The following is a 21,705-nucleotide window of genomic DNA, read 5'->3' as shown; positions in this document are numbered from 1 at the left end:
AAACTTACTTAGAATTTTGTCAATCAGAAATGTGGTTTTCATATGTTATCAATAGAACATCTTTATTTTTCCTATCAAGGTCAACCTCCTTATGTGCTAAACGACCTTAATTTACATATTCACAGTGGTGATTATATATCCATCGTTGGGGATAATGGGTGTGGTAAAAGTACCTTACTCCGTCTTATTTTAGGTTTTCTTACACCGGTAAAAGGTTCTATCAAGCGAAGCACCAATAATATTCGGTATGTGTCTCAAAAAAATGACTTCTCTCACGCAGGCTTTCCTATTACGGTAAAAGAAATCCTCGATTCCTACCGAAAACTTTTAAAGATTAAGGATAAGCAGGAAGTCAATCGCGTATTAGAGCTTACCCATATGACGGAATTTAAAGACCGTCTCATCAGTAAACTTTCAGGTGGACAAGCTCAGCGTGTATCTATCGCCCGTGCCCTCATCGGTAAGCCAGATCTTATCATTCTCGATGAGCCTTCAACGGGTATCGACAGAAAAAGCCAAGAGGGCATCTATGCTCTACTTCGCAATTTGAACCAAGAGCACCATATTACGATTATCTCTGTTGAGCACAATATCGAAATGGCCTTAGCCAACTCAACTAATATCTACCATATTGCAAATGGTCAAGGTCACCTTTGCTCCCCTGAGCAATATGCTAGTGAAATCATGCACAGTACAGATCGCAATCCAATAGATCACGAAAACTGCTCCTGTTTCACAGATGTAACAACAGAGTCTCAGGCTCAGGCCGATGATACCACAATTGAGGAGGTGCACCATGTTTAATTATGATTTCATGCAAAATGCCTTCTTCGTAGCGATTTGTATTTCTCTTTTATGTCCATGTATTGGTATCTTCATGGTGCTACGCCGTTCCAGTATGATTGGGGACACCATGAGTCATGCATCTCTAGCAGGTATTACGCTAGGTTTATTGACGAATACTAATCCAATTTTAGGAGCTTTTATCTTTACTGCTATCTGTGGTGCACTCATCGAGTTCTTGCGAAAATATTTTTCATACCATCTCGATTTGATTCTTACTATAATCTTATCCCTCAGCATTGGTACAGCTATTACGCTTATTAGCTCAGGCAAACTAAAGGCTAATGCAAATGTATTCTTTTTTGGTAGCATCCTAACGGTAAACGCAACTGATATGATTAGTATTGCTGTGCTTACAATCTTATCTGTACTCACCTTATATTTCCTATACAACTCACTTCTTTACATCGCCTATGACGAAGAGGCCGCTCGTGTAGCAGGTGTTAAGGTAGATTTTATTAACTATATCTTTGCCATCTTAATGGCTGCAGCCGTATCAATTTCTATTAAAATTGTTGGTGTCCTCGTATTGAGTGCCATGATTGCGTTACCTGTAGCATCTGCATTACAATTAGAAAAAGGATTTAAAATAACTTTATTATGCTCCATTGGATTTAGCTTGCTCGCTATGATCATTGGACTCTTTGGATCCTACTTCCTTAACGTAGCTCCTGGTGGCTTCGTATCTCTAACATCGGTAGGTATTTTACTAGTAGTATTAGTCATTAAGAATATTCGAGCTATCATACGACGCATGCAGTTTAGCAAATAAACTAAAACAATCATTAATATGTTTAGATATAAACAACATAGCTAGTTAGAATAATATAATTAATTAAATAAAAAAATACAGCTAACTAAATCCGATAGTATATTTGATATATTATTAGCCATATAAATCATCTAACTATACAAGTGTATAACAGTTTTAGTATTAAAACAGAATCGAAAAAGAGTTATGAATACAACAGCTTGGCCGGAAGGCATAAAAAAGACCAAACAGCGCGAAGCCATTTGGTCTGTATTAACAACTACAGATAAACCTATTACAGCCCTTGAAATCGCAGAACGCTTAGGTAATGGTAGTACTACTTGGATGTCTACTATCTACCGTACACTTGAACTATTAGAAACTAAGGGTATCGTTACACGTACCACGCTCATGGGTAGTGAGATGGCATATTATGAAATTACCCCTCATACACATCGACACTATGCTGTATGTACGAGCTGTGGTGCCATGATACCGCTCCATGCCTGTCCCGTCGTAGAAATGCCACAAGAACTTAACGATGCAGGATTTACTGTAACGGAACATCACCTTGAGATCGCAGGGATTTGTAAGAAGTGCAAAAACAAGAAGTAGAAAATAGACAACTAATGTTTAAACAACAAAAAGGACGCAACTGATAGTTACGTCCTTTTTAGTTTTAAAATATATTTTATATTAACCTTATTTAGCTTTCACCAATTACAGCATCAACGGAGCCACTACGAAACCGAGTGCTACAGAAATGGCGATGGCAAGTACGCCTGGAATAAAGAACGGATGGTTAAATACAAGCTTACCGATTCGCGTAGAGCCCGTATCGTCCATTTGTACAGCCCCCAAAAGTGTTGGATATGTAGGCAATACGAAGAGTGCAGATACAGCTGCGAAGGATGCGATAATAATATAAACAGATCCTGTGTTCTCTGGTGTAATACCGAGAGCTAGAATTACAGCTGGTACCAAAGCTTGTGTAGTTGCCGCTTGGCTATACAACAATGTACTTGCAAAGAAGAAGGCTACCGCCAATAGGAACGGATATGCTGTTACCATGCTAGAAGCGAGTGCTTTAATTTCAGGAATATGACCTTTTACAAAGGTATCGCCCAACCATGCTACACCTAGTACGCAGACACAAGCGGATAAACCGGATTTAAATGTGCTTGTATTAACAAGTTCTGCTGTATCAAGCTTACAGAAGAATGTTATAGCAGCCGCAATAATCATCATAAAGCCGATGATAGCATCGTTTCGACCAAAGATAACTGGTTTAATAATACCAATATTTTTGGAAATTGCTGTTGCGTAGAATACGATACAAATGATACCAATCAAGAAGATTAATACAGAAGTTTTTGCGCCTGGTTTTAAATGGAAATCAGTGCTTTTTTCACGAGGTGGCGTCACGTGACCTGCCGCCAAACGTTCTTGATATACTGGATCAGAAGATAAATCATTATTCGCAAAGGTAGACATGATAAATGCCGTAATCATAACCCCTACGAATGTTGTGGAAATACAGATGGCAAGCAATGTAGGATAGTTAACACCATATGGTTCAAGGAATCCACTCATAGCAACTACTGCTGCCGATACAGGACTCGCTGTGATACCAATTTAGCTTGCTACAACGGCGATGGATAATGGCACAGATGGCTTAATGTTTTCACTTTTCGCCACCTCTACAATTACTGGAATCATAGAGAATGCTGTATGACCAGTACCCGCTAAAATAGTTAAGAAATACGTAACAGTTGGTGCTAAGTAGTTGATATGCTTAGGATTTTTACGCAAAATACTTTCAGCAATGCGCACTAAATAATCAAGACCGCCGGCTAACTGTAAAGCACAGATGGCTGCGATAGCAGACATGATAATCAGAATTACATCCCATGGAATCTGTCCCGGAAACATCCCCATACCAAGGCTTAACAACACAACCCCAAGGCCGCCAGCGTAACCGATGCCCATGCCACCTAGGCGAACACCGAGGAAGATGGCACCAAATAAAATAATAACTTGCATAATTACATAAATGTCCATACGATGACCTCCTTTATACATATATAGTATCATAGATATGCTAAATAATCATCGAATTTTGGCAATGTATAGTCTATAGTTTAAAATATGACGAAATTTCGATATGCTATACCAAAAAAACTACACCCCATTGCCTTAAACTACTAACAAAAGACAATAGGTGTAGCTTTCCAATAATTAATTTAGCATTATAAAATAATTGGGCGCATATCTTCAAGTATCCCCTCTTCCTCAGTTGCACGTTGGATACTTTCACCCACAATATGAACCATATCCTCTAATTGTTCCACAGTGGATGCCAATGGAGGCATGAGAATAACCACGTCACCGATAGGACGACAGATAAGCCCTTGCTCACGGGCGAGGATTGCCACCTTAGCACCGACCGCATCATTTGGGCGATACGCTTCGTGAGTTGCCACATTTTTTTCAAGTTCAATACCTACGATGAGGCCTCGCTGACGAACCTCTTTAACATGCTTCAATGACTTAATAGGTTCTAAAGCCTTTGTGAAAGCTTCTACTTTAGCAGGCAATTGTTCAATTACCTTTTCATCACGGAATACTTTCAAAGAAGCCAACGCAACGGCACAGGCCAAGGCATTACCGGTATAAGAGTGACCATGATAGAAGGTTTTCTTTTCTTCAAAAGTGCCGAGGAATGCATCGAATACGCGTTTTGTAGTCAATGTTGCTGCTAATGGAAGGTACCCACCAGTGATGCCTTTGGATAAGGTCATAAAATCTGGAGATACACCTTCATGTTCGCAAGCAAAGAATTTGCCAGTTCGGCCAAAGCCAGTAGCTACTTCGTCAACGATGAGGAATACATCGTGTTGTTCTGTTAACTCACGAACCCGTTTCAAATAACCGTGAGGCATTACGAGCATCCCTGCCGCTGCTTGCACCAATGGTTCCATAACAAGAGCTGTAATTTCATCGCCTTCTTCGTTAAGGATGCATTCCAATTCAGTCAACGACTCTTCAAAAGCTTTATCTCGATCTGCCAAATCTCTATACACACCAGGGCTTGGCAATGTTAATGGTTTAAATAATAGATTATGGAATACTTGGTGGAATAATTGAATACCACCTACGGATACGGTACCTAATGTATCCCCATGATAGCCTGCATTGAGGGCAATAAACTTAGTCTTTTTCGTTTGCCCTACTTGTTGGCGGTATTGGTACGCCATTTTAATAGCCACTTCGATAGCCGTACTGCCATCATCAGAGAGGAATACTTTATCTAAGCCTTCTGGAGCAAGCTCTACAAGCTCTTTACACAATTGTGCAGACGGAGGACTTACGAGGCCTAATAATGTGCTATGTGCGATTTTATCGATTTGATCCTTCAATGCTTGGTTCAATACAGGATGGTTGTGACCATGAATATTAACCCACAAGGAGGATACGCCATCGTAATACTTTTTACCGTTCTCATCGATGAGGTATACCCCCTCACCGCGTTCAATTACTACTGGTTCTTGTGCTAGCCAATCTTGCATTTGTGTAAATGGATGCCATACAAACTCGTGGTCCCATTGTGCTGCTTGTGAAAGCTGTTTCTCTGCCATTTTGTCACCTCATACTTACTAAGTTTTACAAACTATAACTCTCTATTACATATACCTTATATAAACTAAATTAAATTGCCCTATCTAAGGTATGCTAAATTACAAATTCAATATGTCTCAAAATCACTGTTAATATGTATTCAATATCACTTCTAACATATATTAAATTACTATAGCTAATATATTCAGCCAATTATTATTTATAGATCTAATACTGTGTTCCATAATTCCTTAGAATCAATAAAGGAGCGAGCCCAACCAAGTTGAACCTTTTGAATATCCGGACCTTGGTATGGCGGCACTACAGCAACTACAGGAACACCTGTGTAACGCTCCATATCTGCCACATTTGTTTTCAACAAGAACAAATCTACAGCTGTCGTATCATTTACGATAATAGCTTTCACCTCGATACCATGCAACTTAGCATATTCGCAAGTCAAAACGGCGCGATTAATAGAGCCAAGACGACCATCTGCTACAACAATAGCTGGTAATTTGATATCTTTCATAAAATCCGTGAAAGTTTTATCTCCATAGAGAGGGGTCGTGATACCGCCTGCACCTTCTACAAAGGTTATGTCATAGCGACTCACTACATCTAATGTATGTTCTACAAGGCCATCATAGTCAATCTCGATACCAGCCAATTCCGCTGCAAGGCGAGGAGAGAAATCACCGGCAATAGCATAAGGATTCACTTCATGACGACGAGATTCAGGAATACCTGCCGAGCGCATCAAATGTGTTGCATCTTTACTCTCAAGGCCAATATTATAATTATCCTCATCCATCGTCACACATTCAGGGAAAGGAACTGCACTAGAAGACACAGGTTTCACCATACCAACAGCAAAGCCATCGTCTACAGCCATCGCCCCCAATAACCCTGTCACAAACGTCTTACCTACATCTGTATCTGTACCAATTATAGAAATACCTAACTGCTTCATACAAAGCTCCTCTCAAGCGAATACTTACTGCCGCATAGGTTAACTAATTTATATGATTAAGTTTACAATCTAATTACAATATACAGCGAAAAGGAATATATAGTCAACCTATTATTACTATTCAAGTTTACGATTCTATGACTCTATGGGGCCCGAATACATCGCTACATTTTAGCTAAAAAGCTGTGTCCCTAACCTCCGCGCTCCATAGTAAACTAAGTCGCACTTCGATTAGGAACACAGCTTTTTATAACATTATCGCAGTATTAATCCCATAGAGTCACAGACCGCTACTTTGAATACGATAATAATAGGTTGGCTATATAAGAAAAGAGAAAGGGAATGGCTAAGCCATTCCCTTTCTCTTTTGATACAGTGAATTTTGTTTTATTAATTTATGGATAGACTCGATGGGACGAGTTCACAAATACAGTTATAAAAAGAGTGATGACTAATCGATTAGCGACTTAGCTCGCTTTGGAGCGTAGAGGTTAGTCATCACTCTTTTTTACCTAAATGTAGTTATCTAATGGGGCCCCATCGAGACCACCGCTAAATCTCAATATAACGAAATTCGCCTGTATCAGGATCCATCATGCCTCCATAGAACCCCATTCCTTTTGGAAATAGTGGATGGTGGCGTAGGAAGTTAACTGTATAAATTACATTGTCTTCAGAGATATGGAATCGATCCATCCAGTCGATAAGGCCCGGTTCAATCATGCGAATAGCATCTTCACTAATACCTTTCGCTTTCATAGATTCCATGAATGTTGTAGCAGAAAAATCAATCATACCGCAGTTTTCATGACCGATGATTAGCACATCTTCAATTTCCATACCATAGGTAGCAACGAGCAAGCTTTGCACAATGTTATCGATAGGTTGTGTTACACTATTTCCTGCAGTTTTGATGACAATTATCTCACCTCGATTAAAGCCTAGTGCTTCTTCTAGCATACCTACTAAGCGGGTATCCATACAAGTTACGATGCCTAACTTTTTTGTAGGATGGCTTGTTAGCCCCGCCTTTGGTAGCTCAGGGTGTTGTTTCACATATTCTTTATTGGTTTCAATTATTTTTGTAATATCAATCATAAGGGTCCTCACTTTATATACTCTATTTCCACCTGAAATAGATTCTATTCATTATATACACCTTATTCATCACAAAACAAGTTTAAATTTCAACTTATAAATTATTATTATGAATTTTACGATTATACAAAATCTTTAACTCAATAATATTAACTTTTATCTTATAATTTGTTTTTATTTATATCAATCATATAAAAACTTCAAAAATGCGATGAATATTCTGTATAATTCTGACATATATAGTAGATTTAAAAACCCTTCCTATGGTACTATTAACACTATAGAAAGCAAACGCCACATGATACCGCATATGACGTGAACTGTATGTACAGTAAGGAGGTTTTATAATGGGTATCAATCAAAAAACGTTGCCAGGCATTTTGCTCTGTGCCATTCTCGCTATTCCTTGTTGGCTACTAGGACAGCAATTTCATCTAGTAGGTAGTCCAATCTTTGCCATCATTTTAGGTATAATTATTGGTTCTATCTTTACCTCTTGGAAACGGGAAAAAACAGGTGCTGGCATTGGATTTACATCCAAAAAGATTTTACAGTGGGCCGTTATTTTGTTGGGCTTTGGTCTTAACATTACACAGATTCTACATGTAGGTTGGATTTCTTTACCTGTCATCATTTCTACCATCGCTACATCGTTAATCGTATCCTATGTTATTTATCGATTAACCCATATTGACTCTAACTCAGCTGTTCTCATCGGTGTTGGTTCATCCATTTGTGGTGGTTCCGCTATTGCTGCAGCGGCACCAGTTATTAAAGTAGAGGATCATGATATTGCACAAGCAATCTCTGTTGTATTCTTCTTCAATGTGGTAGCCGCCTTCGTATTCCCTCAATTAGGCGACGCCATTGGGCTCTCTAACATGGGCTTTGGATTGTTCGCTGGTACTGCAGTTAACGATACTTCTTCTGTAACAGCAACAGCTGCTGTATGGGATAGTATGAAAGGTACGGGCACTCAAGTTTTGGAATATGCTACTATCGTAAAGCTAACACGTACCCTAGCTATTATTCCTATATGTTTAGGCCTCGCTAGTTATCAAGTATACAAAGCCAAGAAAAATGCCTCTCAGACAGATGGTGCAAACGTTAGTATTGCTAAGATTTTCCCAAGATTTGTTTTATACTTTGTACTTTGCTCCCTTATTACAACAGCATTATCCTATGCTAATGTAGATATTCAATTCTTGAGTATCTTCAAAACAATTTCCAAATACTTTATTACAATGGCCATGGTAGCAATCGGCCTTAATACAAATATTGTAAAATTATTAAAATCCGGCGGCTCTGCTCTAACCTTAGGTGCTTGTTGCTGGATTGCTATTTCTGCCGTAAGCCTTATGGCACAACATATGATAGGTTTATGGTAGAAAATATACATATATTGTATATTATGTTATAATTATATATGAATAGAATAGTAAGGACCCCTCCAGTAATGGAGGGGTTTCGTGCTACTATTCACCTTATTAGTACTTTATCATACCATAGTCAGGAGGGTTAATATGTACTTCTTACAAGGACTTCTTGTCGGCCTCGCTACGTTTGCCCCTGTTGGCATGCAAAACCTCTTCATTATTAATACGGCCTTGGTGCAACCTGTCCGTCGCATTATATTGACGCTAATCATACTAGCGTTTTTTGACATGAGTTTAAGTGCTGCCGCCTTCTATGGTATTGGTGCCGTTCTTGAAATGTGGCCACTCACAAAGCTCATAGTTCTCCTCTTTGGGGGCCTCCTCATTGTTTATATGGGCTTTAATATATTTAAAACTGAACCAGACATGCGCAATGTGGACACACATATTCCAATTAGAAAAATTATTGTCTCAGCCATTGCGGTATCATGGGGCAATCCTCAAGCCATTCTAGATGCGACAATGATGCTCGGTGCTTTTCAAGCTAATATTCCAAAAGAAAGCATCTACCACTTCTTCGCTGGTTTCTTAGTTATGACACCAATTTGGTTTGGTTCTCTAGCTACTACAATGCATCTACTAGCTAAAAAAATTAAAATTACTCATATGGCATGGATTAACCGTTTCTGTGGTTCGGTTCTCGTCATTTATGGTATCAAACTATCTATTGATGGCTTCATGATGTTAAGAGACTTTTTGTAAGGTTATACTCATAGATACAAAGAAAAGTCTAAATCACTAATACCATCATAACTATATAAGAAAAATACAAATAAATGATGTACAGAAAAAGAAAAAAGTCGTTAACAAGTTGTTAACGACTTTTTCATTTATAATCTCATTTATAATTCTTCAAGTACCTGCCGGAACATATCTCTAAGAGCTACAATATACGAATTATTTTGATTTCGTTGCGATATAAAGTAGTAGTGGCGTTCCATAGGCTTACCATGATTCGTCAATACCTTACGCTCGATACCTGGCATAGGATCTGTTAAGTATTTAAAACAATCTAATAGTAATAGCCCTTGCTGCCCTGCAACCAGGTATCGTGCTTCTTCTAACGTGCGAGCATAAGCGAAGGCGCCATTATAACCTATGGCTTTGCGATAGTGTTCCTCTTCAGACAAGGTATATTTCCCGCGACACAATAAAATAAGTGGTAAATCATCGATATGCTTTAGTTCTACACAATCTTCATTAGTATATCCTTGTGGTACCTCTATAAATGTAGTGGCTTTATCAATTAAATGACTTTCAAAATCATCAGATAAAATTTGCCATTGATCATTAAATACTACATCTACACGACGATCACTAAGCATGCCATATAGCTCTTCATGGCTGCCGCTGTACATACGAATATCTAAATTTTTATAACGCTTTGCCATGCGAATCACAGTTTGCTGCATAGCAATCCCACTATAACGGTTCAAATAGCCAATGCGCAAACTCACCCGTGCATCTGTACCAATGCGCGTCGTTTCTACCTTAATATCATGGAACCGTTCTAATAGCTTCTTACCAGATCGATATAAATATTGTCCTGCTGGTGTTAGATGAAAACTTCGTTTCTCTCGAACCATTAATTCAACACCAAGGCTATTTTCAAGAGCTTTGATTTGCTGAGATATAGCAGATTGAGATACATATTGCTCTGTTGCAGCTTGTGTAAAACTATTATTATCTACTACACATACAAAATACTCTAATTGTTTTAATAACATAACGATGCACTCTCATCTCTCTTACGGATTAGACAAATCAATACCTTTGAAACATTTCGCAACATATAACCCCATATCGGAGTTTGCTATACGTTTTCTCTACATAGTATCTTACATAGAATCTATAGTATCTATCGATCCTCTACATAATACTAAATATATTTAACTATGTCTAAAACGGTGAAAGCAGATCAGCTATGATGATTAACTTTCACTAGGAATAACTAAACTACGATAAATAAACAGGGCCGCTACAAAGAATATAGCTGCTGTAGACCAAAAGACCGCCCCATACCCAAAGGCGCGAGCAATCATACCACTAAGGACAGGCCCCAATACATTTCCCATCATGGCTACACTGGACACCGCACCAAATACGATACCTCGGCGCTCAATAGGAACGGCCTTGGATATGAGCGTATTGGCAATCGGTGTAATAAAGCCCATGAAGAATCCTGCAATGGCACGGAATATGCCAAGGCCCCATATACTAGGCATTATATATTGAAGTATAAACAAAGTCCCTACAGCCCATGTAGCAGTAAAAACAATACGAGGCATGGTTAAACGTTCTGTTATCTTGCCAATGGAGATTGAAGCTAAAGCACTAAACAAACCAGCGCCAAAAATAATTATACCAACAATGGTGGCTACAAACTCATCATTCATATGCATATAATGCTTAATGTATAGTGGTAAAATAGGGCCAATACCGGTAATACCAAAATTACATAAGAACAATAGCCCTACCAAGAGGCGAACTCGAGGTATGACCAAAAAGGATTTAATTAGAGACAGCTGCGACTCTCTAGCATCTACCTTATGCTCAAACTGTAGATTAGGCATGAATAGATAAATCCCCAACATACAAAGCCCTGTTAAGGCTGAGAACATGACAAATGGTGCGCGATAACCTAATAAGTCCGCTGCCAAACCACCCATGAGTGGTCCAAATACGAGGCCCATAACCATGGAAGCTTGGTATAAGCCCATTGCCCAAGGTACCTTATCCTCAGGGGTTACGAGAATAATAATAGCCAATCCTATTGGAACATAGCCCCCTACCACACCTTGCAAGATACGTAACATCAATAACTGCCATGGTGTTTGTGTAAAAGCACAGGCGCCAACAGTCACCATCAGGGTAAACAAAATGAACATCATTACCTTACGCGGACCAAGCTGATTTGCCTTACGCGACCAATAGGGTGCACTAAGAGCCACCATACAAGGCGTTACACCTGATACAAGACCTGCCCACATAGCCGCTTCCCCTGGATCATGAAGACCTAGCTCAGCTAAAAATAACGGAAGGAAGGATAATACACCGATAATTGTTGTACCCCCACCAACCTGTATAGTACAGATTAGGTATATAATTCGTTTCCAAGAAGAATCCATAATATCCTTCTTTCCTATTTGAGATTACCTATAAAGGTAGTAATATACATATCGATATGAGCTAAAGAATACTATAATACAAAAGAAATGTTTATAGAACAGATTTTTACTCTTACCTCAAAAGAATGCAATAGCATATATTTGCATAAATCCATAGAATATATACTTATGATTCTATTGTATCTCAAACGACAAAAAAAGACCATCGCTTATACCCATAAGGGCCAGAGATGGTCTCTTTTATCATGTGGTTCCCCTACTTTTACTAAAGAAAGAGATGCCTACGATATATTATTTTTGTTTGAACATCCAATAAATATAGTAAATAACAAGCGCATAAGTTACTACGTCAAATACAGGCAAGAATGGTACCATTTTAGATAAACGGCCAAATCCATGAACATGGATATTTGCCGCAATAATGGCAATTAGATTCAAGCGATGAATCCAGATTGCTTTTTTACGGGATACAGATTTTGCCATATTGCCTACCCAAGGTGTTAAGTATAATACCGCAAAGATAAGAGCAATAAACATAGCCACAAGAGAAATATAGCCGCCCCAGAAGCCTAAGAAGGATTTCAAAGCTTTCAAGAAGTATACATACCAGTGTGCACATACGAGAACAACACTAACAATACCTACGATGCGATGAACTTCAAACATTTCTTTTGGATTATATCGTTTGATAAACCATTTTGGTTTTGTTGCAATGTATGTTAATACAAGCCATGCCACATAAGGAATAAGTCCTAAGTGAACCTTCCAGTTGCCGAATGGTCTACCACCTGTTACATAACCATATTCCACCATACCCATAAATATTAGGGATAAAACTGCAATCCAAATTAAAATATGGTATTTACTCTTAAACTGTTTTTTTACAACTTCTGCCATAATAAACCTCTCTATGTCCTATACGATCTACAAGTATACATCTAGTTTGGCCTAATGTAGCATGCTAATAAAACACTCTCACCCTATAGCATTCTACTTAGAACTAATTACTGATTAAATTAGAATCCAATTATTACATTAGAATTTGAAGTTAAGATCCGCACGATAGTAATCATTTACGCGATTGCCTTCTTGTGTTTTAGCATTGAAACCGTAGTATGCATTAATGCCAATATTTTTCTCTGGTGCATAAGATGCGCCCAACTCCCACGCCTTATAACCTTCAAAACGCGTTGTTTTTTGTAAATCATTAGATTCGTATTTTTGTGTTTTGAAAATCGGTGCATTTTTAGCTTGATCGTAGTAATCTAAGCCTACTGCCCAAGAATTCTTTTTATCAATTTTGTAGTTGCCCCATTTAGCGCCTACATTCCAAATATCAGAATCACTCAAGCCTGATGCTTTAACCCACTCACCATGAACATCAAGTTTACCTACATTATATTTCGCATTGAAGCCATATACATTATCAAAGTCATTATTTTTCTTGCCATTACCCATGCGTACATTCGCTGTACCTACATGAGCAAGCATACCACCAAAGCTAAAGTGATTATTTACAGCCACATTAGCATTCACAATGCCCACATCACCGTTATTTTCCTTGGAAACTTTTGCAAAACGGCCTGCTGTCATATAACCATAGCCACCATTTAATGTCACTTTTTTACCAAGCTTGGCTGTAGCGCCTACACCATCAAAGTTGGAGTTATAAATGAGACCACCGCCAAATTTTTGAGTATAGCGACCCGCATCGACCACAACATTTTTACCGAACTTGTGCTCTACGTATGCTAAATCCCAATTAGCTTGTGCCTCTTTAGAGCTATCACCTAACTCAATAGAACCTGTAGTAATACGCGCTTTAACAGAGGTATTTTTATTAACCTTTGCATCGAGACCTAGACGTACACGAGCTGTGATCTTATCTTCGTAATCATAACCATCGCCACCCTCTTTACCGATGTAGTTGATACGAGCATCACCAGTAACTTTTACATTGCCTACACGGTCTTCCAATTTAGCTACACGCACACCAAGTGTATTCAATTCATTGGAAAATTCATCCGCCAAGCGATTTAACATAGCTTGTTGTTCCACATTTGCACGATCTTGATTAGCCATACCTTTCGCAATCATTTGAGCCATTTCATAACGCGTAATATTATTTTGCCCTTTGAAAGTACCATCAGGATATCCATTGATAATACCAGCTGTAGCCAATTGATCTACTGCTTGATAAGCCCAACTATCAGAAGGAACATCAGAAAATGGGTTAACAGCAAAAGCTGTAGCCACACCCATCATGGCAGCCACTGCAAAAGCACTGGTCATTTTACGTTTAATCATACTAAACCTCACACAATAAAATAATAGAAATAAAAATAACAAGAATAAAAATGAACAGATAATGAATTTACGAACCTAATTATCATTATCATGTTTAACATACAGATAATAACAATTTTCATTATACGAGTAAAGAGAAAATGTATATCAATCTCACAATCATTTATGACTCAAACTGATACTATCCTATGTTAAGATCCTATGTTAATATCCTATGTTAATTTACTAGAAACTATAAATGTAACGAAAAATCCCTTCTGCATGATACAGAAGGGATTCTAGTAATTCATATTATTTCTTTTTAAACATCAAGTAAATGCAGTAAAGAACGAGACCGTATGTAATGATATCAAACACTTGTAAGAATGGCACCATTTTAGAAATACGATTAAAACCATGAATATGGATATCTGCAGCAACAAGTGCTACAAGATTTAATCGATGTAACCAAATACCTACATTACGACCAGATGGTGTAACCTTTCTAAGTTTTGGAGTTAAGAACGCAAGGCCAGAGATTGTAGCAATACCAAAGGAGGTAAGAGCCACATATCCGCCCCACCAACCAAGGATGGATTTAGCCGCTTTACCAAAATAGAGATATAAATGGAATGCAATAACAGCTACAGTGGCAATACCTAATGCACGGTGTACCTTATACATGTCACCTAAATTATAGCGGCTTGTAAACCATTTAGGGCGAGTCGCTAAATAGGTCATGATGATCCATACACACCATGGCACAAGACCCGTATACACTTTATAATTACCAAAGGCACGACCACCGGCCATGTAGCCCCACTCTAATAAACCGATCATAACTAAGGAGAAAATAGCAATCCATACAAAGATATGGTAAATACTTTTTTTCTGTTTTGTTTCAACTTGATTCATCATATACCTCTCGAAAATAATACCTAAAAAATTCAATCTATATGATATAGTTTATCATTTAAATCGAATTTTGTAGATTACTTATATTAGATACATAGTATATATTATAAGAATAATTCTAAATTAAAATACCTATTATAGTCATTCTAAGCTTATTACAATGAATAAATTTCTTCTCTACAGGGAATACATTGTAATCTACTAATACAGAATCGGTAAATAAAAAGCCCCTCATAGTTGTGAGCATAAGCTTTCACCACTACAAGGGGCCATAGATTGATTAATCCTATTATATCTAGGCGTACAAATCAATCATCATCCTAATTATTTTTGATCACGTTTACGATATACGATGAACGGACGTGTTAAGTAGTTGAGTGGAACACTCAAGCAGTGTACCAAACGGCTGAATGGGAAGATAATAGCCACTACCATCCAAGCCAACATGTGGAATTTAAACATGAATGGTACGCCTTCCATCAAGGATGGATCAGGCATAAAGGATAGCAAGCTACGGAACCATGGACCGATGGATACACGGTAATCAAAGAAGCCGGATGCATTAAGTAATGTACCGGCCATACCACTAAAGATAGCCAATGTTAAGAATAAATATAGCCATTTATCAAAGCCAGATGTATTTACTTTCATAGCAGGTACAGTAAAGCGGCGTTTCATCAAGAGCAAGAAACCAACGATAAAGATGATACCCGCTACAGCACCCATATACAATGCACCTTCATGGTACATATGGTCATTAATACCCATAGCTGCAGTCCAAGTTTTAGGTACTAATACACCTACTACGTGACCGCCGATAACGCATAGCAAACCAAAGTGGAACAATGGATTGGCAATACGTAATTGTTTTTTCTCTAAAAATTCACTTGATTTTGTAGTCCAGTTTCTTTCAAAGTAGAAGAAACGAACAAGTGTGCCTACGATTAAGAAGGTAAACGCAATATATGGCAAAGCGCCCCATAAAAATAGATTCATCGTGCACCGTCCTCCAATCCATTTGCAACCGACAATATGATATCAAATAAGAATGCATAGGTCAGTTTTGCTTCGATCAATCGATCCCTAATATATTCTAACTTTGGTTTACAATAATCATACACTTCACGAGCCTTTTCAGGTTCGATAACTGCACATAACTCTAAAATAGCTGGAATATAGTCAGGCATCTCCTTTGGTAAATCATAGCCATTTTCTAGAAAGAAGGCTTTATATTTAACGAGTTCCTCTGCTTGTTCCCCTGTACCTTGCAATTCGTAAGTCGATAAGTACATCGTCGTATTACGGCTGAAGTCAAAGATACGTACGTATTGGTCTTCAAAGGCCTTACGATCCGTTTCTTCAATGTAATCAAAGAACTCTAGCAATCCTTGGCGAAGCTGAGGATGCTCAACAGAGTAAGTATCCTCTTTCCATTCACCAAGTTCATTGTACCAAGATTCATCTGGATACCGAAGCAAAAAAGAAGCAATGAGAGCTATTTTTTGTGCATCATCCATTATGGCAACCCCCTGTCGGGCATGCAAAACCACGATTGTGTTGCATTTCTAAGCGACCTTCGCGAGATACATTAACATCGGATGGGATAACAAAACGATCATTATATTTAGACAAGGCTAACAATTTGTACATAGCATACATTTGCTCTTCTGTAAGATCTACTTCATGAGCGATTGCTTCATCACCTGTTTCACGGCGACGCATGTATTCACGCATATCGAGAATGCGTTGTAATACACGAGCTAAAATATCTGTATTACCAGCAGTAAACATATTAGCTAAGTATTGTACAGGCACGCGCATTTCATGTGCATCTGGCAAGTATACATCAGATGTAACACGTTGTAAGATTGGGCTGAGCGGTGGCACATACCAAACCATTGGCAATGTGCGATACTCTGGATGCAATGGCAATGCAACGCCCCATTCTTTTACAAGCTTGTAAACAGGAGATTTTTTAGCTGCTTTCAAGAATGCTTCAGAGATACCTGCTTCGCGAGCGGCTTTAATAACCTCTGGGTCATTAGGATCCAAGATCAAATCTACTGTATTTTGGTAAATTTCTTGTTCATCCTTCGTAGCTGCCATTTCTTGAACTTTGTCCATATCGTATAAAACTACACCAACATAGCGCATACGACCTACACATGTTTCAGCGCAAATTTGAGGCAAGCCATTTTCCAAACGAGGGTAACAGAATACACATTTTTCAGCTTTATTTGTTTCCCAGTTATAGAAGATTTTTTTGTATGGGCAAGATGGAACGCAATGTCTCCAACCACGGCATACATCTTGAGAAACAAGTACAACACCATCTTCATCACGCTTGTAGATAGCACCGGATGGACATGCTGCTACACATGCAGGATTCAAACAATGGTTACAAAGACGTGGTAAATAACGCATGAATACTTCTTCGTAGTCAAATACGATATCATCACCCATCTTAGCCAAATTCACATCTTCCCGTGCATGATGACCACCAGCCAAATCATCATCCCAGTTAGGGCCCCATGTTACTTCCATTTTTTGCTTTGTTAACAAAGAACGAGGACGTGCTACAGGTTGATTATTTTTACGACCGGTATGAATTAATGTTTCATAATCGTATGTCCAAGGTTCAAAGTAATCCGTAATTTCTGGTTGTTCTGGATGATAGAACAACTTCATCAATCGAGAGCCTTTAGAGCCTGTGGAAAGCGCCAAATTACCGCTTTTATCGAGAGTCCAGCCACCCTTCCATTTCTCTTGGTTTTCCCAATTACGTGGGTAACCCACGCCAGGGCGGGTTTCCACGTTATTAAAGTACATATATTCCGCGCCTTCGCGGTTCGTCCATGTATTTTTACAAGTAATAGAGCATGTATGACAGCCTAAACACTTGTCCAAATTTAGGACCATGGATACTTGAGCTTTAATCTTCAAGCCAATCCACCTCCTTCAATTTACGAGCCACAATTGTCATATCACGTTGGTTACCAGTTGGGCCATAGTAGTTAAAGCCATAGCTCAATTGACCATAACCGCCGATCATGTGTGTCGGCTTCATGTGAATATGAGTTGGCGCATTGTGTGTACCACCGCGACGATCTTTCTTAACTTGCGTACCAGGAACGTTGATGTGACGGTCTTGGGAGTGATGCATATAAGAAATGCCACGAGGAATACGTGGAGATACAACTGCACGAGCTGCAACTACACCATTTTTATTGAAAGCTTCTACCCAGTCGTTATCTTTAACACCAATTTCTGCTGCATCATCTTCGTTAAGCCAAATTGTTTGGCCACCGCGGAATAATGTCAACATTTGTTGGCTATCAAAGTACATACTATGTGTAGACCACTTATTATGTGGAGTTAAGTATTTCAATGTAATTTCTGGAATACCTTCTTGTTTATAATCACCTTGTACTGGTTTATATGACAATACAGGTTTGTACAATGCCATAGCTTCGCCATAGTCGCGCATCATTTCATGATCACAATAGAACGATTGACGACCTGTTACAGTACGGAATGGTACCTTATCTTCTGTAGATGTTGTAAATGGAGAATAACGACGGTTTTTATCGTTCTTACCAGTACTTGTTACAGAGCTAATGATAAAGCGTGGTTGACGAACCATGTCATCGAAGGTAATTTTTTCTTGTTCGCGACCTTTTGCATTCTTTTCAAGCCCAGAAAGACCTGTTTTTTCTTCCATCGCTTTCCAAGAACGAACCGCTAATTTACCATTTGTACAAGAAGATAATGTTAATACAACATTACAAGCTTCCTTACATTCGTAAATGCTTGGACGGCCATGAGAAATGAAGTCTGGATTATCAATCGTACCATTTTGACCATACAATGTTTGATATTCGTCAGATACATCCCACGCCAAACCGTGAGCACCCATTTTATTTTCGATATTAGGTCCTAAAGCAATGTATTTTTCAAAGATCTGACTGTAATCGCGTTTTACATGAACGAGATTCGGCATTGTTTTACCAGGGATTGGTTCACATTCGCCTTTACTCCAATCAAGAACTTTACCTTCTGGTTGCGCTACTTCGCCTGGGCTATCATGGCCAAGTGGAGTAGCTACAATATCTTCATATTCTGTAAAGCCAGATTCTTTTGCTACGCGAGATACTGTTTCTGCAAGGGTACGGAATGTATCCCAGTCAGATTTAGTTTCCCATGCGCAATCAACAGCAGCTTGGAATACATGTACATATGGATGCATATCTGTGGAAGACAAGTCTTCTTTTTCATACCATGTAGCTGCTGGGAACACGATATCAGAATATAAACCTGTAGACGCCATACGGAAGTCGATATCAATTAAGAGATCAAGCTTACCCGCACCATCTGCTTCGCGCCATTTAATTTCTTCTGGACGCGTAGGAGCATCATCATCTTCCAATACGGCATTTTTTGTGCCTAATAAATGTTTCAAGAAGTACTCATGACCTTTAGAAGAGGAGCCGATAAGGTTCGCACGCCATACAAACAGGTTGCGAGGGTGGTTTTCTTTAGCTGCAGGATCCTCTACGCAGAATTGTAAATCTTTATTTTTCAAGGCTTGTGCTACATATTGGTTGATTTCCGCTTCTGTACTAGCACCGGCTGCGCGAGCATCATTAATCAATTCTTGGCTACCTTTATTGAAAGTAGGATAAGATGGCAACCAGCCTAAACGAGCTGCTAATACATTGTAATCCCCAGGATGACGATAGCGAGGTTTAGCCAATTTAGATACGCGGTCTGCCAAATCGATGCAGTCAGAACGATATTGCTCTGTAGCAAAGTAGAACCAAGATGTACCATTTTGCAAACGAGGAGCCTTACTCCAGTCATTGGCAGTCATGATACCACCCCAACCTTCAACAGGACGAAGTTTTTCTTGACCTACGTAGTGGGCCCAACCACCACCGTTAACGCCTTCTGTACCACAGAACATGATAAGGTTCAAAATAGTGCGGTAAATAACATCGGCATGGTACCAGTGGTTGATACCACCGCCCATGATAATCATGGAACGACCTTTCGTTTTTTCAGCATTATCTGCAAATTCACGTGCTGTAGCAATAGCAATGTCCGCTTTTACGCCAGTGATTTTTTCTTGCCATGTAGGTGTGTATGGAGTGTCATCAGTATAGCTTGTAGCCACTTCACCACCGATACCACGGTCAATACCGTAGTTAGCAAGAATGAGGTCATACACTGTAGTTACTTTCACAGGACCATCTGCAGTTTGTACCGTAATAGTAGGAATAGCACGTTCAATAACACCTTCGTGCTCTTCATCACCAAAGTACGGCAATTTAACAATCGTCACATCTTCCCGTTGATCAAACACGGATAAGCGAGGATCGATTTTAGCCCCTGTATCACGATTTTCAAGTCGTAAATTCCATTTTTGTGGGTTCGTGTGACGTTCACCCATTGTACCATTAGGTACAACGATTTCATTTGTTAATTCATCAATCAATACCATTTGGAAGTCAGCGCCTTCCTCTTGGCGACCTAAATCCTTGGCATTCAAGAAACGGCCTGGTTGAACTGTGCCGTTGATATCTTCAACGCGTACAAGGAATGGCATATCTGTGAACTCTTTTGCATACTCTTTAAAGTATGGAGTTTCTTTGTCGATGTAATATTCTTTTAGGATAACGTGACCCATTGCCATTGCAAGAGCCGCATCGGTACCAGCTTTTACATTGAGCCATGCATCGGAAGAAGTTGTAGATTCCGCATAGTCAGGAGACACGGATACTACTTTAGTACCTTTATAACGAACCTCTGTCAAGAAGTGAGCATCTGGCGTACGGGTCAAAGGTACGTTAGAACCCCACGTCATGATGTAACCAGCATTATACCAGTCACCAGATTCAGGTGTATCAGTTTGTTCACCCCAAACTTGAGGGCTGGAAGGTGGCAAATCGGCATACCAGTCATAGAAGGACAATGGTGTGCCACCCATCAAGTTAAGGAAACGAGCCCCTGCTGCATAGGACAACATGGACATCGCAGGAATTACAGAGAAGCCTGCGTTGCGGTCAGGGCCATATGTTTTTGCTGTATATAGTAAGGATGCTGCAGTAATTTCTGTTGCTTCATCCCATGTGGAGCGCACAAAGCCACCCATACCACGGGCTGACTTATATTTTTTCGCTTTTTCAGGATCTTCTACGATAGATTTCCAAGCTTCGATTGGATTCTTAGCATGCTTCTTCGCTTCTCTCCAAAGCTCGACCAATTCGCCACGTACATAAGGATATTTTACGCGCAAAGGGCTATAAAGATACCAAGAGAATGTTGCACCACGAGGGCACCCACGTGGTTCATAATCTGGCATATCATCTGGTGTTTCAGGGTAGTCAATTGCTTGATTTTCCCAGGCTACAACACCGTTTTTAACATAAATATTCCAGCTACAAGAACCAGTACAGTTTACGCCATGCGTTGTGCGGACAACTTTATCGTAAGACCAACGGTCACGATAATAATTTTCCCATTCACGACCTCCATCTTCTGTGATTTGATGGCCGTTTGGAGATACTTCCTTCTTGCGAAGAAACTTAAACTTTTGAGACAACAAGCTCATCTCGTGTCCTCCTTCAAAACTACAAAAAAATCCCTTGTGCTAGATGT

The 21,705-nt window shown here is 39.2% G+C and carries 17 protein-coding genes and 1 pseudogene; 5 read left to right on the top strand and 13 right to left on the bottom strand.

Annotated features, from left to right (window positions below; all coding sequences use genetic code 11):
- The first annotated feature begins 42 nt into the window (after positions 1-42).
- The 3 genes from ACLRYO_RS07060 to ACLRYO_RS07050 all read left to right on the top strand — a co-directional run bounded on the left by ACLRYO_RS07060 (position 43) and on the right by ACLRYO_RS07050 (position 2,209).
- Complete coding sequence (locus ACLRYO_RS07060) at positions 43-804, top strand: metal ABC transporter ATP-binding protein (RefSeq protein WP_105086907.1); 762 nt, start codon at positions 43-45, stop codon at positions 802-804.
- Complete coding sequence (locus tag ACLRYO_RS07055; protein ID WP_413084790.1) at positions 797-1,615, top strand: metal ABC transporter permease; 819 nt, start codon at positions 797-799, stop codon at positions 1,613-1,615. Before ACLRYO_RS07060 ends, ACLRYO_RS07055 begins: the two co-directional genes overlap by 8 nt.
- Before the next feature lie 186 nt (positions 1,616-1,801).
- Positions 1,802-2,209, top strand: coding sequence for a Fur family transcriptional regulator (locus ACLRYO_RS07050; RefSeq protein WP_012863822.1), 408 nt, complete (start codon positions 1,802-1,804; stop codon positions 2,207-2,209).
- 105 nt (positions 2,210-2,314) lie between these two features.
- Here ACLRYO_RS07050 and ACLRYO_RS07045 read toward each other — a convergent pair.
- The 4 genes and pseudogenes from ACLRYO_RS07045 to ACLRYO_RS07030 form a co-directional block, all read right to left on the bottom strand.
- Positions 2,315-3,655 (bottom strand): annotated as a pseudogene (locus ACLRYO_RS07045) (anaerobic C4-dicarboxylate transporter).
- 188 nt (positions 3,656-3,843) lie between these two features.
- Positions 3,844-5,232 carry an adenosylmethionine--8-amino-7-oxononanoate transaminase gene (gene bioA, locus ACLRYO_RS07040; RefSeq protein WP_287521158.1) on the bottom strand — a complete coding sequence of 463 codons (1,389 nt, stop codon included), beginning with the start codon at positions 5,230-5,232 and terminating at the stop codon, positions 3,844-3,846.
- Between the two features lie 200 nt (positions 5,233-5,432).
- Positions 5,433-6,185: a dethiobiotin synthase gene (bioD, locus tag ACLRYO_RS07035; RefSeq protein ID WP_287521358.1), complete on the bottom strand. Its 753-nt coding sequence runs from the start codon at positions 6,183-6,185 to the stop codon at positions 5,433-5,435.
- A 552-nt stretch (positions 6,186-6,737) separates the two neighbouring features.
- Positions 6,738-7,283 carry a beta-class carbonic anhydrase gene (locus ACLRYO_RS07030; protein WP_004694000.1) on the bottom strand — a complete coding sequence of 182 codons (546 nt, stop codon included), beginning with the start codon at positions 7,281-7,283 and terminating at the stop codon, positions 6,738-6,740.
- A 347-nt stretch (positions 7,284-7,630) separates the two neighbouring features.
- Here ACLRYO_RS07030 and ACLRYO_RS07025 point away from each other — a divergent pair, with 347 nt between their 5' ends.
- The gene (locus tag ACLRYO_RS07025; RefSeq protein ID WP_413084789.1) at positions 7,631-8,671 is read left to right on the top strand and encodes a YeiH family protein; all 1,041 of its coding nucleotides are present in this window, start codon (positions 7,631-7,633) and stop codon (positions 8,669-8,671) included.
- A 135-nt stretch (positions 8,672-8,806) separates the two neighbouring features.
- Positions 8,807-9,421 carry a LysE/ArgO family amino acid transporter gene (locus tag ACLRYO_RS07020; protein WP_413084788.1) on the top strand — a complete coding sequence of 205 codons (615 nt, stop codon included), beginning with the start codon at positions 8,807-8,809 and terminating at the stop codon, positions 9,419-9,421.
- 140 nt (positions 9,422-9,561) lie between these two features.
- Here the strand turns inward: ACLRYO_RS07020 and ACLRYO_RS07015 are convergent, their stop codons facing one another.
- The 9 genes from ACLRYO_RS07015 to ACLRYO_RS06975 all read right to left on the bottom strand — a co-directional run bounded on the left by ACLRYO_RS07015 (position 9,562) and on the right by ACLRYO_RS06975 (position 21,658).
- Entirely contained in the window at positions 9,562-10,446 is an 885-nt protein-coding gene (locus ACLRYO_RS07015; RefSeq protein WP_021147672.1) for a LysR family transcriptional regulator, read from the bottom strand.
- Positions 10,447-10,650: 204 nt separating this feature from the next.
- A complete protein-coding gene (locus tag ACLRYO_RS07010; protein WP_287552283.1) occupies positions 10,651-11,847 on the bottom strand; it encodes an MFS transporter in 1,197 nt (398 codons plus the stop codon).
- Between the two features lie 291 nt (positions 11,848-12,138).
- Positions 12,139-12,744: a hypothetical protein gene (locus tag ACLRYO_RS07005; protein ID WP_012863818.1), complete on the bottom strand. Its 606-nt coding sequence runs from the start codon at positions 12,742-12,744 to the stop codon at positions 12,139-12,141.
- 138 nt (positions 12,745-12,882) lie between these two features.
- Entirely contained in the window at positions 12,883-14,154 is a 1,272-nt protein-coding gene (locus ACLRYO_RS07000) for a putative porin (RefSeq protein ID WP_287551432.1), read from the bottom strand.
- 291 nt (positions 14,155-14,445) lie between these two features.
- On the bottom strand, positions 14,446-15,048 hold the full coding sequence (locus tag ACLRYO_RS06995; protein WP_038125765.1) for a hypothetical protein: 603 nt from the start codon (positions 15,046-15,048) through the stop codon (positions 14,446-14,448).
- 324 nt (positions 15,049-15,372) lie between these two features.
- On the bottom strand, positions 15,373-16,044 hold the full coding sequence (gene narI, locus ACLRYO_RS06990; protein ID WP_004694017.1) for a respiratory nitrate reductase subunit gamma: 672 nt from the start codon (positions 16,042-16,044) through the stop codon (positions 15,373-15,375).
- Entirely contained in the window at positions 16,041-16,565 is a 525-nt protein-coding gene (narJ, locus tag ACLRYO_RS06985; RefSeq protein WP_038125764.1) for a nitrate reductase molybdenum cofactor assembly chaperone, read from the bottom strand. The genes narI and narJ overlap by 4 nt, the downstream gene beginning before the upstream one ends.
- On the bottom strand, positions 16,558-17,991 hold the full coding sequence (narH, locus tag ACLRYO_RS06980) for a nitrate reductase subunit beta (protein ID WP_038125763.1): 1,434 nt from the start codon (positions 17,989-17,991) through the stop codon (positions 16,558-16,560). The genes narJ and narH overlap by 8 nt, the downstream gene beginning before the upstream one ends.
- A complete protein-coding gene (locus ACLRYO_RS06975; protein ID WP_287501270.1) occupies positions 17,981-21,658 on the bottom strand; it encodes a nitrate reductase subunit alpha in 3,678 nt (1,225 codons plus the stop codon). Before ACLRYO_RS06975 ends, narH begins: the two co-directional genes overlap by 11 nt.
- Positions 21,659-21,705: the final 47 nt, after the last annotated feature.

This window comes from Veillonella parvula (assembly GCF_047241225.1).
GTDB classification, from domain to species: domain Bacteria; phylum Bacillota; class Negativicutes; order Veillonellales; family Veillonellaceae; genus Veillonella; species Veillonella parvula_O.
This window is presented reverse-complemented; position numbering and strand designations above follow the sequence as displayed.